Origin of the sequence: Virgibacillus sp. NKC19-16, assembly GCF_021560035.1 — a bacterium.
GTDB lineage: Bacteria > Bacillota > Bacilli > Bacillales > Amphibacillaceae > Virgibacillus_L > Virgibacillus_L salidurans.
The window spans coordinates 2,720,382-2,737,236 of sequence record NZ_CP074373.1; the positions used below are offsets into that span (position 1 = coordinate 2,720,382).

At 40.7% G+C, this 16,855-nt stretch carries 16 protein-coding genes and 2 pseudogenes; 1 reads left to right on the forward strand and 17 read right to left on the reverse strand.

Features of this window, described 5'->3' with window-relative positions; translation table 11 throughout:
* The 15 genes and pseudogenes from KFZ58_RS13965 to KFZ58_RS14030 all read right to left on the reverse strand — a co-directional run.
* Positions 1–561: a TetR/AcrR family transcriptional regulator gene (locus KFZ58_RS13965; RefSeq protein ID WP_235791907.1), complete on the reverse strand. Its 561-nt coding sequence runs from the start codon at positions 559–561 to the stop codon at positions 1–3.
* 30 nt (positions 562–591) lie between these two features.
* A complete protein-coding gene (locus tag KFZ58_RS13970) occupies positions 592–1,362 on the reverse strand; it encodes an SDR family oxidoreductase (RefSeq protein ID WP_235791908.1) in 771 nt (256 codons plus the stop codon).
* Between the two features lie 164 nt (positions 1,363–1,526).
* Positions 1,527–1,922, reverse strand: coding sequence for an acyl-CoA thioesterase (locus tag KFZ58_RS13975; protein ID WP_235791909.1), 396 nt, complete (start codon positions 1,920–1,922; stop codon positions 1,527–1,529).
* Positions 1,923–1,939: 17 nt separating this feature from the next.
* Positions 1,940–3,064 carry a zinc-dependent alcohol dehydrogenase family protein gene (locus KFZ58_RS13980; protein ID WP_235791910.1) on the reverse strand — a complete coding sequence of 375 codons (1,125 nt, stop codon included), beginning with the start codon at positions 3,062–3,064 and terminating at the stop codon, positions 1,940–1,942.
* 45 nt (positions 3,065–3,109) lie between these two features.
* Entirely contained in the window at positions 3,110–4,252 is a 1,143-nt protein-coding gene (locus KFZ58_RS13985; protein WP_235791911.1) for a CaiB/BaiF CoA transferase family protein, read from the reverse strand.
* 83 nt (positions 4,253–4,335) lie between these two features.
* Positions 4,336–5,484, reverse strand: coding sequence for a thiolase family protein (locus KFZ58_RS13990; RefSeq protein WP_235791912.1), 1,149 nt, complete (start codon positions 5,482–5,484; stop codon positions 4,336–4,338).
* A 36-nt stretch (positions 5,485–5,520) separates the two neighbouring features.
* Positions 5,521–5,754 carry a hypothetical protein gene (locus KFZ58_RS13995; protein WP_235791913.1) on the reverse strand — a complete coding sequence of 78 codons (234 nt, stop codon included), beginning with the start codon at positions 5,752–5,754 and terminating at the stop codon, positions 5,521–5,523.
* A gap of 2 nt (positions 5,755–5,756) precedes the next feature.
* The gene (locus KFZ58_RS14000; RefSeq protein ID WP_235791914.1) at positions 5,757–6,902 is read right to left on the reverse strand and encodes an acyl-CoA dehydrogenase family protein; all 1,146 of its coding nucleotides are present in this window, start codon (positions 6,900–6,902) and stop codon (positions 5,757–5,759) included.
* A gap of 19 nt (positions 6,903–6,921) precedes the next feature.
* Positions 6,922–7,689, reverse strand: coding sequence for a 3-hydroxyacyl-CoA dehydrogenase (locus tag KFZ58_RS14005; RefSeq protein WP_235791915.1), 768 nt, complete (start codon positions 7,687–7,689; stop codon positions 6,922–6,924).
* The gene (locus KFZ58_RS14010) at positions 7,686–8,297 is read right to left on the reverse strand and encodes a TetR/AcrR family transcriptional regulator (RefSeq protein WP_235791916.1); all 612 of its coding nucleotides are present in this window, start codon (positions 8,295–8,297) and stop codon (positions 7,686–7,688) included. Before KFZ58_RS14010 ends, KFZ58_RS14005 begins: the two co-directional genes overlap by 4 nt.
* Positions 8,298–8,645: 348 nt before the next feature.
* A complete protein-coding gene (locus KFZ58_RS14015) occupies positions 8,646–8,900 on the reverse strand; it encodes a helix-turn-helix domain-containing protein (RefSeq protein ID WP_235791917.1) in 255 nt (84 codons plus the stop codon).
* Between the two features lie 336 nt (positions 8,901–9,236).
* Positions 9,237–9,350, reverse strand: coding sequence for a putative holin-like toxin (locus tag KFZ58_RS19390; RefSeq protein ID WP_370642293.1), 114 nt, complete (start codon positions 9,348–9,350; stop codon positions 9,237–9,239).
* Positions 9,351–9,578: 228 nt separating this feature from the next.
* Positions 9,579–10,478: a methylisocitrate lyase gene (gene prpB / locus KFZ58_RS14020; RefSeq protein WP_235791918.1), complete on the reverse strand. Its 900-nt coding sequence runs from the start codon at positions 10,476–10,478 to the stop codon at positions 9,579–9,581.
* A 106-nt stretch (positions 10,479–10,584) separates the two neighbouring features.
* Positions 10,585–12,018, reverse strand: coding sequence for a bifunctional 2-methylcitrate dehydratase/aconitate hydratase (locus KFZ58_RS14025; protein ID WP_235791919.1), 1,434 nt, complete (start codon positions 12,016–12,018; stop codon positions 10,585–10,587).
* 79 nt (positions 12,019–12,097) lie between these two features.
* Positions 12,098–12,522: pseudogene (locus KFZ58_RS14030) on the reverse strand (citrate/2-methylcitrate synthase); the annotation flags it as partial.
* Between the two features lie 737 nt (positions 12,523–13,259).
* Here KFZ58_RS14030 and KFZ58_RS14035 point away from each other — a divergent pair.
* Positions 13,260–13,467, forward strand: a pseudogene (locus KFZ58_RS14035) (IS5/IS1182 family transposase); the annotation flags it as partial.
* A 193-nt stretch (positions 13,468–13,660) separates the two neighbouring features.
* Here the strand turns inward: KFZ58_RS14035 and KFZ58_RS14040 are convergent.
* Together KFZ58_RS14040 and KFZ58_RS14045 are read right to left on the reverse strand one after the other, a co-directional pair.
* Positions 13,661–14,878, reverse strand: a complete 1,218-nt coding sequence (locus KFZ58_RS14040) for an MFS transporter (protein ID WP_235791920.1) — start codon at positions 14,876–14,878, stop codon at positions 13,661–13,663.
* Between the two features lie 140 nt (positions 14,879–15,018).
* Positions 15,019–16,710, reverse strand: a complete 1,692-nt coding sequence (locus KFZ58_RS14045; RefSeq protein ID WP_235791921.1) for a long-chain-fatty-acid--CoA ligase — start codon at positions 16,708–16,710, stop codon at positions 15,019–15,021.
* Positions 16,711–16,855: the final 145 nt, after the last annotated feature.

Below are 16,855 nucleotides of genomic sequence, written 5' to 3' on the forward strand. Positions count from 1 at the left end.
CTATTTCATAATTCCTGTCAAAATCATATCCGCATATATTTTCGTTAATGCTTCTGGTGAAACTTCCCCGTCCGGGTTAAACCAGTTATAACTCCAATTGGTTACACCTAATATACCAAATGCAATCATATCTGCTCGCAAATCCGCGTGAAATTCTCTCTCGGCAATTCCCACTTGGACCACATTTTCAATATTTAACCGAAATTGTTCCCTCTTTTGCTTAATCGTAGCAATGTTTTCATGAGCTAAATGCCGCATTTCTCGAAAATACACACGAGCACTCGGCCCTTTCTCCGCAATATCTGTGATTAATAAGCGTATAATTTCAGTTAGCTTTTCTTTTTGGGTCGAAGCTCTATTTATAATACGGTTCTGCCGTTCTAATAGATTCGTAATGTAGTCCTGATGAATATCCATCAGCAGCTGTTCCTTACTGGAAAAATAATAATAAAACGTTCCTTTTGTAACACCGAGCGCATTCACAATATCCTGGATAGACGTTTCACTAAACCCTTTATCCTCAAAAAACACAATACTTTGCTTCGTTATTTGTTCCTTCATTTCAAGCACCTTCCATCAAACAATTAGCTATTAAGCATGCATCCCGCCATCTACAGCTATAACATCACCAGTTACATAGTCGGATGCTTTTGAAGCCAGGAAAAGGGCCACACCTATCAAATCCGCATCACTTCCCAATCGATTAAGCGGTGTTTGCGCCAGGATTTTATCTCCGCCCTTCTCCAACAGACCTTTAGACATTTTTGTCGGGAAAAATCCCGGTGCGATCGCATTTACATTGATATTATATTGTCCCCATTTCGTAGCCAAATCCTTTGTAAACGTCATCACCGCACCTTTACTCGTATTATAGCCAATCGTATCCATCACGCTTGGATCTATGCCACCAAATCCAGCAACAGAAGCGAGGTTAATGATTTTTCCATGATTTTGTTCAACCATGATCTTGCCGACTTCCTGACTCATTAAAAATGTTCCGTTTACATTCACATTCATCACCTTTTGCCATGCTTCAAAAGGCATATCTAAAACAGGCGCGCCCCACGTTGCGCCACTGTTATTGACTAAAATATCAATGGAGCCAAAATGATCATACGTTTTCTTAACAACTTTTTTTACATCTTCAGGATTCGCAATATCACATGCAAATGCTAACGAATCTACGCCTAGACTTTTTAGTTCTTCACTCATTTTTTCACAGGGTTCTAATTTGCGCGAACAGACAACAACATTTGCACCTGCCTCCGCAAAACCTTGAGCAATTTGAGCACCCAAACCTCTTGCGCCACCTGTAACGATAGCTGTTTTTCCATCTAATCTAAATAAGTCGAGTACTGACATCATTACTTCCCCTTTCTGGATAGGCAGTAAAAAATAGTGTTCTTCGATAAAATTGGCTATTCTATTGGGACCGATTACTTTTCTAGTCCACTAACTGGATAGTATGTTCAGAATATTACTTATAATTATACCAGATAAGCCAATCTATACTAAAGAAATTCGCACTATTTTTCGTACAAATGCTTTTCTAACACTTCCCTAATTCTTTCAGAAATAGGCTCCGTTTTCTGTGTCTCCATATTATAGTTCACATAAATCGCTTTACCCCGAGCGCAAAGACTGCCATTCTGATGAATCTCTTCATATAATTCAAAGCTTGACGTCCCGATTTTTTTCACCCACGTGTACACGACAGCGTCTTTTCCAAAATAAACCTGGCTCACATAATCAATGTTTATATTAAGGATAATCATTTTCCAATTTTGAAATGAATCATCTGGTGTGAACAACTTAAATATCGGATTTCTTGCAGCTTCAAACCAGATTGGTAGGGTTGTATTGTTGATGTGCCCGACGCCATCCGTTTCCGAGACACGTGGCTCGATTATTTTTGTGTACATTGCCTCTCCTCTTTTTGTTAAAATTTAATAATTATCCGTGAAGACTCTCCATGGGCCAACTTATCAAATCCTTCATTAATTTCATCCAGTGCTATTTTTTCCGTCACTAATTGATCCACATGCAGACGGTCCCGTTTAAATAGATTAATAAACCTCGGAATATCCCGGTCTGGAACGCAACTGCCAACATAAGATCCTTTCAATGTTTTTTCTTCTGCTGTTAAATTGACATACGGAAATGAAAAATGATGTTTTGGATCAGGCAGTCCTGTTGTTACCGTAGTACCTCCGCGCTTTGTTATCGCGTAGGCAACTTCCATGGCAGGTACAGCACCAGCTGTTTCAAATACATAATCGAGTCCGCCATCGGTCGCTTCACGAATTTGATCACTAGCATTTTCATCGCTAGAGTTAAACGTATCGGTTGCTCCAAGCTCTTTTGCCTGCTTTAGTTTCTTTTCATTAAGATCCACCGCCACAATTCTACTTGCGCCAGCTGAAACAGCACCAATTAACGCACTCAAGCCAACGCCCCCAAGTCCTACAATGGCAACAGTGTTTCCTAATTTTATATTAGCCGTATTTACAACGGCACCGACACCTGTAATAACGGCACAGCCGAACAAGGCCGCTTGATCAAAGGCAATATCCTTATCCACTTTAATGACTGAATTCTGTGCTACCACCGCATACTCCGAAAAGGCAGATACACCTAAATGATGATTGATAACTTCATCTCCAGCATGCAATCGATTCCCACCACTGATTAATGTTCCTTCATTATTCGTCTTTGCCCCTGTTTCACACAAAGCAGGGCGCCCTTCCTTACATGGCAGGCAATGTCCACAGCTGGGAACGAATACACATACGATATAGTCACCCGGCTCTAGGCCCGTAACGCCCTCACCCGTTTCCACCACGACTCCTGAAGCTTCATGTCCCAGCGCCATAGGAAGGGGACGTGGTCTGCTGCCATTTATTACCGATAAATCAGAGTGGCAGAGACTTGCCGCTTTTATTTGAATGAGAACTTCTCCTTGTTTTGGTGCATCTAATTCCAATGTTTCAATTTTGATTGGTTGGCTTTTCGCATAGGGAGTGTCTAGACCTGATTCGCGTAGTACGGCTGATTTTACTTGCATGTAATCTCTCCTTTTAAACGTTTACTTTCCTATCAACCTTGTTCCCTATTTTTGCTTTGAAATATCACGTTCTTGTAAAAATTCTTTCGTATGCTCTCCCAACCCCGGTGCCTGCTCGCGAATTTCACCAGGAGTTTCCGACAACTTAATTGGGATACCGATTTGTTGTACAGCACCCAACGTCTTATGCGCAACTGTCTGAATCATTTCCCGCTCGGTAATTTGTGGATCATGAATCATTTCTTCAAACGTAAGGACCGGTGAGACGCAGGCTTCTCTGTCTGAAAACATTATGATCCATTCGGCAAGCGGCTTTTCAACTATAATTAGTTGAATTTCGTATTTTAATCGGTGCTGTTCATGTAATGGAGCATTAAGAAGCGAGATAAAGTCGCTTCTGCCTATTCCTTCACAAAATGCCTTCCAAAACTTCGGTTCAAGTGCTCCGACAGAAAGCCAGCGCCCGTCCTTTGTTTCATATACTTCATAAGCAGCCATGCCTCCTGATAATATGTGCTCACCGCGACTAACTGGCACATCAGTGGATAAATAGTTCGGAATCGTCGTTTGCAGCCATGACACGACGCCGTCCAACATGGAAATATCCACAAACTGTCCCTTACCTGACTTTTCCCTTTCAAAAAGCGCCAGTAAAATACCTACTGCAGCTGGCAAAGCTCCTCCCCCGATGTCAGCAATTTGAGCGGCTGGAACGATTGGCTTTCCATCTTGTTCACCCATCAAGTCCAGCAAGCCAGCATAACTAAGATAATTGATATCATGGCCGGGATGGTTTGCGTAAGGTCCAGTTTGCCCATAACCCGTGACCGCACAATAAACGAGACGGGGATTGATGATTTTTAATTTCTCATAATCCAACCCGAGCCGCTCCATCACCCCTGGGCGAAATGATTCCACAACCACATCAGCCGTTTCAACTAGCTTTAGAAAATCAGCTTTCCCTTTCTCTGATTTCAAATTTAAGCAAACACTTTTTTTATTGCGATTGAGCGAATGAAACATCGCACTGTCTTCATCTAATTTTGGATCATAACCCCTCGCATAATCACCAACTTTTGGGTCCTCCACTTTAATAACCTCTGCCCCAAAATCCGCGAGCAACATCGTGCAATATGGCCCCGGCAGCAAGCGAGTTAAATCCAATACACGCATTGATTTTAATGGCATGATCTCCCCCCCTTTGATTTCAGAATCTTATTCGACAATATATGACAAAATTCGGGTGGTGCCTGTCACTGTTCGGGGAACACTCAATCCAGTCGTTCAATAATCGTGGCATTCGCCATGCCATGTCCCTCACACATCGTTTGCAGACCGTAACGTTCTCCAGTCCGTTCCATTTCGTGCATCAGCGTCACCATTAATCGTCCACCACTTGCGCCAAGCGGATGGCCAAGTGCGATCGCTCCACCATTCAGGTTTAATTTCTTCGGATCAGCACCAGTTTCCTTAAGCCAAGCAAGCGGTACCGATGCAAATGCCTCATTCACTTCAAAAATAGCTATATCCTCAATCGAGAGTCCCGCTTTTAACAAAACTTTTTCCGTTGCAGGAATCGGCCCTGTCAGCATTAATGTTGGATCAGATCCAACAACAGAACGGGCGATAACACGGAATCTTGGCTTAAGTCCAAGTTCCTCTGCCTTTTCACGTGACATCATCAAAATTGCAGCAGCACCATCACTGATCTGGCTGGAGTTACCCGCAGTGATTTTTCCATCTTCGGCAAATGCTGGTTTCAGTGTGCCAAGCTTCTCCAGTGTGGACTCCCTAGGTCCCTCATCGTCCTTCATTACTGACTTAGTACCATCTTTCAGGGTTACTTCCAATGGCATTATTTCCTTTTCAAAGCGTCCATCTTGCTGAGCCACCAGTGCCTTTGTATGACTTTCCAAGGAAAATTCATCCATTTGTTGTCGGCTGAATCCCCACTTATCTGCAATTCGGTCCGCAGATAAACCCTGATTGATTATTTCATATTTGGACGTCAACTCCTCGCTTAGCTCAACGCCTTGCATATTTGACCCAATTGGCACACGCGACATATTCTCAATTCCACCGGCAACCACAACATCCATATCTCCGCTAATAATAGCCTGGGAGGCAAAATGCACAGCCTGCTGACTGGAGCCACACTGGCGGTCAATCGTTGTTCCCGGGACCTCCACGGGATAATCTGCAATCAATGCTGCCTGTCTCGCAATATCAAACGCCTGCTCTCCGACTTGTGAGACACATCCCATAATGACGTCCTCTACCAATTCGGATGAGATACCAGCTCTTTTTATGACTTCCTTGAGCGGCTTTGCTGCTAGTTCTTCAGCTCGAATGCCGCTGAGTGAGCCTTTTCGCTTTCCTACTGGTGTTCTGACTGCCTCTACAATTACTGCTTCGCGCATGTTTATCTTCCTTTCTTCGGTAATTTTGTTCCGCGTTCATGGGGGGGTTCCGCGCTTGTGGATATTTGTCCAGCGCCCATGCACGCTCGTTCCGCGGGCGCAGGCAGTTGTCCCGCGATAGTGCGGATTTGTTCCGCCCACACATGCATTTGTTCCGCGGTCGTGTCCATTCATCCCGCGGTTGTGTGCGTTCATTCCGCGCTCACATGCACTCGTACCGCGGTCATACTGCTTAGTCCCGCGCTCATGTCCTGTTAATCCGCGCCCCACCTCTACAACCCCATATTCCTACCAATAATCACTTTCATAATCTCATTCGACCCAGCATAAATCGAGGAAACGGCTACATCACGATACCTTCTCGCAATCTCGTATTCTTCCATATACCCATAGCCACCATGCAGCTGCATGCACTCACCTGCCACTTTTTTTGCCAGGTCTGTCGTCCACCATTTTGCCATCGAAACCTCTGTCACCACATCTTTCCCCGCAACATGATCCTCAATGAGCCGATCCACAAACGTCCGGCCGATTTGAATTTCCGTTTTCATTTCCGCAAGTTTAAACTGCGTATTCTGAAACTGACTGATGCTCCGGCCAAATGCTTCCCGCTGTTTTACATAATCAATCGTTAGCTCCAGCATAACTTCCGCTGAAGTCATGCTCTGAATGGCCACCATTAAACGTTCCTGTTGCAGGTTTTCCATCAAATAATAAAAACCTTTCCCTGCCTCACCAAGTAGATTGCCAGCAGGAACACGAGCGTCCTCGAAAATCAATTCACATGTGTCATTGGAATGTTGACCGACTTTATCGAGTTTTTTGCCTTTTTTAAATCCAAGTGTATCTGCCTCCACAACGAGTAAACTAATTCCCCGATGAGGTGGATCTGCCTGAGGATTCGTTTTACAAACAACGACCACTAAATCAGCGGCAGATCCATTGGTAATAAACGTTTTCTCCCCGTTAAGTATGTACGCCTCCCCATCTTTGATTGCCGTCGTCTTAATCGCCGCCAAATCTGACCCCGCTCCCGGTTCTGTCATGGCAATGGCAGACACCAGATCTCCGGTTATTGCGCCAGGCAGCCAGCGCTTCTTCTGTACTTCGGTTCCATAGGATGCAATATACGGCATGGCAATATCATTATGGAGGCCAAAGCCGACCATTCCAGTGCCAACCCGCTCAAATTCCTCGTTGATCACAACCGAATAACCAAAATCAGCATTAAAGCCACCATATTTCCCGTCTACCCATGGACAAAGAAAACCTTGTTCCCCTGCCTTTTTCCAGAAATCTCTGGGCACCAGCTGCTCTTTCTCCCATTGATCAAAATTAGGATATGCTTCCTTTTCGAGAAACTTTCGTAATGAACGTCGGAAAATATCATGCTCTTCTTGTAAGTACGCTCTTTCCATTGCAAAATCCTCCTCCTGTTTATCGTGGCTGCATACGAATCGCGCCATCTAGTCGAATCGTTTCCCCGTTTAACATCGGGTTTTCAATTATGCTTTGTGTCAAGCGCGCATACTCTCTCGGATATCCTAACCTAGATGGAAACGGTGTCATTTTTCCCAATGCTTTTTTCGCTTTTTCTGGTAACGATTCAAATAATGGTGTCTCAAACAGACCGGGAGCGATCGTCATTATCCGAATACCATATGTGGAAAGATCCCTTGCAATTGGCAATGTCATTCCTACAATTCCACCCTTTGAAGCACTATAGGCAACCTGGCCAATCTGCCCCTCGTACGCTGCAACCGATGCCGTATTAATGATGACACCACGCTCGTTGTCCTCATTCGGTTCATTAACAGCCATTTTTTCTGCGGCAAGCCGAATCACATTGAATGTCCCAATTAAATTAACCTGGACCACCTTGGAAAAAGAAGCCAGCTCATGCGCACCTTTCTTGCCATATGTTTTTTCCGCGATCGCGACCCCAGCGCAATTGACAACTGCATGGATGGAAACAAACTTATTGACAGCTTGATCCAAAGCCGCCTGTACGCTGGATGCATCGGTCACATCTGTCTTTATAAAATATATAGCTTCTCCCAGTTCATCAACCAGCCGCTCACCTTTTTCCTCCGCCATATCCAGAATAATAGCCTTAGCCCCTTTAGAAACAGCATTTCTTACAGTAGCCTCTCCTAGCCCTGAAGATCCACCAGTGACAACGATTACATGATCTTCAATTTTCATGAAGTCTCTCCTCCATTATTATTTTTTATTAAAATATGTAACAGGTAATCCGCAATGTCTTCAGCGATTTCTTTTTTATCCTTTTTCCCATCCTCCGAATACCACTGCGTCACCCAATTCATCGCACCCAAAATAATATTACGCACGATTTTTACGTCTACCGAACCGAACGCATCTGCTTCTATCCCCTCCAGGATTAGCTGATCAAAGCATTTCCCGTACTCATCTCGCAGCTGAAAAATCGTTTCTATCTGCGGATTTGAAAAATATTGCTCTGGTTTAATCATCATTTCGAAACCACTGCGTTCCATCAAGATGTATTCAATATGTACAATCATAGCCCTACGCAGCTTATCTTTTACCGGCAAATCCTGACGCTGAACGCCTTCCACGTTTTCAATACTACCTTCCAACAGCATGGAATGACTTTGATATAATAGATCCTGCTTATCTCTAAAGTAATAATAAACAGAATCCTTCGTCATCAGAAGCTTGGAAGCAATCTCTTCCATTGTTGTACCATCATATCCTTTCTCCGATAAAACACTTACAGCCATCCGCAAAATATCCTCTTTTTTCTTCGCTGTTTTTCTCTCGCGTAAAGACATTTGTGCTCACTTCCTCTAACCTATCTTGTTTATCATTCTACCGGGTTGGATTTTGAATGTCAAGTTAGTTTTCTGATAATTGTAATTGATAATGAATTTTTATTTGGAAAATACAGGGTAGAAAAAAAGCTTGACTCAAATCTTATATTTTTTGTTTGCAAAGCCCTTTTTTGTGGTATAATATACATAGAAACAAAAAAGCGTCATAAAATAATAAAGACCGAAGATACGCTAATATCTCTGGTCAGCAATGAATCGCTCCCCTTTAAGAAGGGTCAGCGCAAGTTTGATCGAATAGACCTCACTCGGCTGGTAACCTAAGGGAGGTCTATTTTTTATGGTCGATGATTAGCATAACAAGCGTTTGTTAGTTTTATTATCATCTATTTCAATTTTTAGCTTTGCCCCCGTTTTCGTGCGTGCTAATATCTGTTGAAGTTTGTTTACGGTTATATTTTGATTAACGTTTTCCAAACGAGATATTAACGGCTGCTTAACTCCGACCAAGTCGGCAAATTCCTTTTGAGTTAAATCGAGTTTAAGCCTTAGAGATATTAATTGTGCTCTTAATTCATGGTTTTCAATGTTCTGAGGACCTTCCATGAGTTCCTTGAATTTATTGCAGTTCTTTTTTTAGAGTAACGTTCTGCAAAAACCATATTAATCATCCTTCTTTCTACTCAACTAATCGTCACGTAATACAATAGCACGATTGATTTCACCCTTTTCCCTGGAAAATTCACGCTAAAAAATATTTTTTGTTTGCAAACCATTTTTTTGTGGTATAATATACATAGAAACACAAAATCGTCATAAAATAATAAAGACCGAAGATACGTCAATATCTCCGGTCAGCAATAACCGCTTCCCCCTTTAAGAGGGGGGTCAGCGCAAGTAAGTCAAAATAGACCTCACTAGCCTGGAAAAACTAAGGGAGGTCTATTTATTTTGGTCTATGACTATCACAACAAGTGTTGCGAAGGAAATCATTAAAACCAATGCCTCAAAAACAGACATATAGGCAGCACCCCCTTCCGTTATAGCATACCGCATGGCACTACAACCGACAGAGATGCGCCGACCCCCCTAGAGAAAAACACGATTATTGCATGATTTAATTATAACACTATCATCTACCTTTTGTAAGTTTCAAAATATATTTATTTTATAATTTACCAAGATAATACTTAACTCAAATTCATTCACACAAAAACAGCTCAGGAGAAGATTGATCCTTCTTCTGAGCTGTTTTTACTTTCTATTATAGACATGTAAAAGTCTCTACTCCAAAACCGTCTTCGCAATATCTTTATCCAATCCCTCAAAATCGTCTAAAGATATCGTTTCATACAACTCTTTCCTCGTTTGCATATCAGAAAGCCCTTCTTCCTGGGTTCCCTGTTCCTTAATTAACTCAAATATCCGTTCATAAGCTTTCGCCGCTACCCTCAAGGAAGTAACCGGGTAAATTACCATATCAAATCCCATGTCCTGAAATTCTTTGGCCGTAAAATATGGTGTCTTCCCGAATTCGGTCATGTTCGCAAGCAAAGGAGCATCTAACTTCTCTGCAAATAAACGAAACTCTTCCTCGGTTTGCAGTGCCTCCGGGAATATGGCATCCGCGCCAGCTTCAATATAAGTACGCGCTCTATCTACGGCAGCTTCCACTCCCTCTACCGCCTTCGCATCTGTTCGCGCTACTACTACCAGCGACGGTGCTACCTCTTTGATGGCGCTAATTTTTTGTGCCATTTCCTCTGTCGTTACAAGCTGTTTTCCATTTAAATGCCCGCATTTTTTCGGTAGCTGTTGGTCCTCAATTTGAACAGCTGCAACATGCGCTTCTACCATTTCGCGAGCCGTACGTGCCACATTAAGCACGCCTCCAAAACCTGTATCAATGTCGACAAGGACGGGTAAATTTGTAGCTCGCACAAGATCCTTTGCTCGATCTGCCAATTCTGTTGATGTTACAATCCCAAGGTCAGGCAATCCCCGGCTGGCTGTGTACGCACCACCAGATAAATAAAGCGCTGAAAAACCGGTATTTTTAGCAACTAGTGCAGCCATTGCATCATGAGCTCCCGGCATTTGTAAAATATCTTCTGCTTGAATAAGTTCTTTAAACTGATTTGCTAGTTCTTCTTGTGTGGCCTGTTGATCTACAATCCATGCCATCGTTGCTGATCCTCCTTAGTCATTTTAGAAAAACTTGCATTCGCTCGCTCTTTAGCGAATGGTTAGCTTCTCTTATAAGGTCGTCCTTAATATATGATTTCTGACGTTACAAAAATAATTCAACAAATTCATTCACATTCATCTGTGTGAATTTATTATAATCATAACTTATTTCTTCTATCTTCTCTCGTTTTTTCTCAGGGTAATGTGTAGAGAGATTTGCTGCATATTTTTCCAAAATCTTAGGAATCGCTTCTGTTCTCCGGAACCTGTGACCCAATGGATATTCGCATGCCACGTTTTCGGTTACAGTTCCATCTTTAAAATGTACTTGAACAGCATTTGCAATGGAGCGTTTCTCTGGATCAAGATAATCCTTCGTGTATGCTTTGTTTTCGGTAACAACCATTTTATTACGTAATTCATCGATGATTGGATCAGCGGCCACATCATCCTCATAATGTCCTGCCCGTATATCCCCTTTTAATAGTCCGATCGCGGTGATATATTGCAAACAATGATCCCGGTCAGCCGGATTATATAACGGACCTTTTTTATCAATAATCCTTATTGCTGATTCGTGTGTTGTGATCGTTATCTGATCAATTTCATCCAAGCGGTTTTTCACTTCCGGATGCAGTTGAACCGAAGCCTCTGCGGCAGTTTGCGCATGGAATTCAGCCGGATAAGCTACTTTAAATAATACATTTTCCATCACAAAACTATCAAATGGCTGGCTCAGAACGAGTTCCTGCTTATTAAATAAAACATCTTGGAAACCCCATCCAGGCGCACTTAATGCAGTTGCATAACCCATTTCTCCTTTAACAGCCATCATAGCTAAGCGCACGCCTCTACTAGTCGCATCTCCAGCAGCCCATGATTTCCTGGAACCTGTGTTAGGTGCATGACGATAGGTGCGCAGGCTTGAATTATCGATCCAGGCGTTGGATAGTGCATTGGAGATTTCAGCGCGTCCGCCGCCAAGCATCTTCGTCACCACAGCTGTTGTAGCTATCTTCACATATAATACATGGTCAAGCCCCACTCGATTCAGGCTGTTTTCCAGCGCTAGCACACCTTGTATTTCATGTGCTTTAATCATTGCTTCTAAAACTTCCTGAACAGTAACCGGATCCTCACCCCTAGCAAGACGCTGCTGACTCACATAATCAGCTACCGCAAGGATTCCTCCAAGGTTATCAGATGGATGGCCCCATTCAGCCGCAAGCCATGTATCATTATAATCAAGCCAGCGAATCATGGTACCAATATTGAAAGCCCCCTGTACAGGATCGAGCACGTGAGGTGTTCCAGGCACCCGTGTCCCATTTGGAACAACCGTACCAGGTACAACCGGTCCAAGCAGTTTTGTACATTCCGGGTAATTCAAAGCTAGAATACCACATCCAAGTGTATCAATCAGTACATAATGCGCCGTTGAATAAGCTTCCTCGCTTGTTATTTCTTTATTTAATACATAATCTGTAATTTTTTCTATTACTGTATCCATCGTCTTTTTCTCTGCTACTTTTACCATCGTCAACTTCCTTTCTTTTTAACTAATGCAAACGGTGTCAAATTTAACTAATGCAAACGGTGTCAAAATTTCCTAGCAATCACTCATACTTCTTGCCAATATAATTCACTCGCGGCCTGAATAACCGGTTGTTTTCATGCTGTTCAATGACATGCGCACATAAACCGGCAGTCCTTGAACTATAAAAAATCGGCGTATATAGTGGAATCGGAATGCCAAGCATCCAATACACAGGAGCCGCATAATAATCCAAATTCGGATAAAGCCCTTTCTCTTGCTCCATGAGTTTCTCCCCTGCCTCACACATTTCAAGCAGTAAATAATCTCCTTTTACCTTGCATAGCTGTCTTAGTGATTCTTTCATAATCAACGCTCTTGGGTCCATCTTCTTCATATAAACACGATGTCCGAATCCCATGATCTTTTCTTTTTTATTTAATTTTTTCTCAAGCAATTTTTCAAATTCACTAAGGACGCTGCTTCAGTTAACATATACATAACCGAATAAAATGCCAAAATTACTGCACCTATTCAAACAACAATACCCGGATGTTATCAGGGGGGACTCTATGGAGATGAATACTGTGAAGTCTTTTGTTTATTTTATTCGAGGGTTGAATGTAAAGGGGTGTAACGTGTGGTTTTATGATTGGTTCCCTTCTTCTAACATGTATATCTCTTACGAATTCCTATGTTTGAGATACTACCTTTATTTCTATTATCGTAAAGATTTTGTGTTTTGGGGTAAGATTTAAAAAGTTTATTTCACTTTATATAATCAACATTTCAATGCCACCTTTTCCAAGCTTTATTCGATTGTATGGGTGAGGAGAGTATTATCCGATTACAGTATGTTTGCTTTAATCAATTATGGTTGAAACAATCCAGATATATTTAAGAATAATCAATGTATCCAGTATACAGCGAAGAACTATACATTCACCGTCACACATTATCGATAGAGATTTAATCAAATTGAAATATGGACAGGATTGAGTGAATATCATCTTCGCAAAAAACAGAATTAATCTATGACTTCATTGAAAAGCACCTACACGAATTCCGTGTATAGAAGATGTGCCAAGTATTAGGTGTTACAAAAGTGGCCTATTATCATTCCTATCCCTTGAGCAGCAAGAACTTTGAAATGTAAAAAAGGAAGTACCTCTCCAAATCTTGTATAATGGTAGTTGAGCAAAACAACCAAAAGATTGGAGGAGTATTCCCTATGACTCTTCCAAGAAGCCGGTTATGATTTTGAAGCCATCTACAAGCAGGTACACAGAAAAGGACACCAATTAGTCATTGCCTATAATAAACGAAATGAACCGCAACCTGTTGGTTTTGATAAAGCATTTTGCACCAATGCATTTTCGGTAGTGCTCTTACCGCTATGACAGTTATGATGCCAAATATGAAACACTGACACATAAAAGTCCAAAGGAATGCAAGGCTGGCAGCCTCATGCAAACCTTCGACAATTAATTTCTGCCTCGCCCTTAGTACGATGATTTCCGTCTTTGCAGTTCTGCTACTATCGATGAGTGTTCACGATCAAGTTTATAAAAAATTAATAAAATTATCAACAATATGGCTAAAATTATTGGAATATAGATATTTATCGCCAAAATCATTTCATGGGCTAATGGAGACTGTTCAGTCTGACCACCGATATATCCCCAAAACCTAATAACCAACCTATAAGAGCAAGTCCGATACCTGAACCGGCTTTAGTTCCAAAACTCGATCCACTGTTTACTAAACCGACTATTCGAACACCTGTTTTATATTCTCCGTACTCAGCAGTATCGTTAATCATACCGAAAATATACGCTTGTGGTGCCATTACACCCAAACCGGCTATGACTGTACCAATTAAATATATTGGCAAATTAGCCGGATCGATCCATTTGACTGACTGACCAATGATTATTACAACAACACCTATAAGAGAAGCATTTCGCTTCCCGATTTTAAGAACAATAGGTCCCATAAATAATAGACCTATAATCATAGGTAAGGTTAAAGCAAGTCCTATGATTGGAACTAAATTGGCATTTCCTAATACTACTTGTGCATAATAAATACTGGATCCTTGGACAAGTGCTACTGTTGTGTAAAAAAACACGGAAAAAATAGCAGTGATGGCCCAATATTTATTTTTAAATAATGATTTAAATCCCAAAATAAACGGTACATTATCTCCTGAATTAAATGTATTGGGTCCCACTCTCTCCTTTACTGATCTAAAGGTTAATAATATAAAAACAATGGCTATTGATCCATACATTGCAGCAACTGCTGTCCAACCAATTAACGCTGCTAATGGTTGAGATAAAACCGCAGCTACCAATGCACCTGAAAAATTTAATATGCCAGAATAAGTATTCATTAAGGATCGACTGTCCTGATGCGTTGTCATAAAGCCCTGTAAGGATTTATAAGAAATGGAGACCATTGTATAAAGCAAGACAAATCCCAAATATGTGACATAGGCATAGACCAACATACCTGTTTGGCCAATATCAGGGACTGAAAATAATAAAACGGTTGCAACACCAAAAGGTATTGCCATCCATAATAACCATGGGCGAGCTGAGCCATGTTTAGATTTGGTTTTATCAACAATTATCCCCATACCTAAGTCTGTAAACCCATCAAAAAGCCGGGCAACCAACATCAATGTCCCTACTGCTCCAGCAGTTAGTCCAACAACATCCGTGTAATAATATGAAAGAAATGAGCCAATTAAATTCCAGGTTATAAAAATACCAAAGGCTGATGTGGCATATCCCCACATTTCTTTTTTTCTTGGTTCTTCTTTATTGCTTTGTTCTAAATTATTGCTTTGTTCTAACATAAACTTTTGCCTCTTTTCATGAAAATTTTGTATTCCGGTCAGCAGTATAATCATTAGCTTTCCCCTCATTGGAGGACGAATTTTTCTCTGTACACAAATTTCCAATATAATACAGCATAAAATTTATTCTTTTATAGATTTCACAATTCTTGGTTCCTAATCTCTCGTTTTAATAGTTTACCAACACTAGATTTTGGAAGTTCATTTCTGAATTCTATTAACTTCGGCACTTTGTATGCAGATAATTTTTCACGGCAAAAAACAATAACCTCTTCCTCCGTAATCTCTTTATTCTCCTTCAAAGCAATATAAGCTTTTACTGTTTCTCCTCTATGTTCATCTGGGGCTCCTATCACAATAACTTCTTTCACTTGTGGAATTTGATAAATTATTTCTTCAACCTCTCTTGGGTAAACATTAAAGCCACTCGCAATAATCATATCTTTTTTTCGATCCACAATGTAAAAGTATCCATCTTCATCCATATATCCAATATCTCCAGTGTGCAGCCACCCATCTCTTATGGCTATTTTAGTCTCTTCCTGGTTATTCCAATAGCCTTTCATTAGTTGTGGACCTCTAGTAATAATTTCACCTTTAGTTCCAATAGGAGCTTCTTCCACACCGTCGTCTGTTTCAACAACAATTTTTGCTTCGGTCTGCGGGAACGGAACTCCTACACTACCAACTTTCATCCTCGTGTATGGATTACTAAGTGTACCTGATGTCATTTCAGAGAGCCCATACCCGTCTGAAATAAATGCTGTTTTATTAATTAATTCCTTAAAACTATTATATGTTTTTAATGGCATAGGAGAACTACCACAAAAGAACCCATGAATTTTATTTATTCCAAAGGTTTCTATATTAGGATAATTAAGTATTGCATTAAACATCGTCGGGACACCAAAAAAGAACATCGGTGGATCATCTTTAATTATGTTTAATACCGGCTCCGTTTCAAAACGAGGTAATATTATTTGTTTATAACCAATTAAAAATCCTGTTAATGTAACATTTGCCAATCCAAATATATGAAATAATGGTAAAAAACTAATAACAACTTTGTTTAGGCCTTCCTTTGAATCAAATCTTTTAAATAAAAATTCGTATGTCTGTTCTGTTTGATTAATAAAATTTTGGTGGGTTAACATAACTCCTTTAGATTTTCCAGTTGTTCCACCTGTATATTGCAGTACTGCTATATCCTCGTTAGGATTAATTTTAAATTCTGGGGGAGGCGAATGATACATATCTAAAAAATCATCAAAAAACACATCATCAACATCAAGTTCAATTTTTTTCTTATCACTAAACTGTACAACAATAATTTTTTTTAGCGAGGTTTTATCCTGTACTCTTTTTACTCGGTAATACAACGAGTCATGACATATCATAAATTCTGCTTTAGTGTCATTTAGTTGATACTCTAGTTCTCTTTCAACATACATAGGATTCGTTTGAACAACAATGCCTCCCAGACGAACTGTAGCAAAGAGTGAAAAGATATATTGAGCGCAGTTTGGTAACATGATGGATAATCGATCACCCTTTTTAAATCCCTGCTGAAAAAGGGTACCTGCTAATGTTTCTGATATTTCTTGAACATCTTTAAATGACCATGTATCATTTTCAAATTGTAGTGAAGTTGCCTCCCCAAAGTTCTTGGCCGCATTATTTAATAGATCGGACAGAGACCTTTCTTTAATTTCCAAATTCGCATCTACATCTTTCGGATAGTGTTTCAACCACCTTTTATCGTAAGAAACCATAATCAAATCTCCCTTAAATATTTTGCCTATATTGTAATTATTCCAAATAGGTGTCTTCATCAAGCGTTATTTTAGGAATCTTTTATCAACTACCCACAGGTTTTACGATCTTCGGATGGATTTTTCATTGTATAGCTTGATTAGCGCATCATGAATATTTTTACTTCTTCCCAACTTTTTAGCAAACAGTCCCCCCAATAAATAA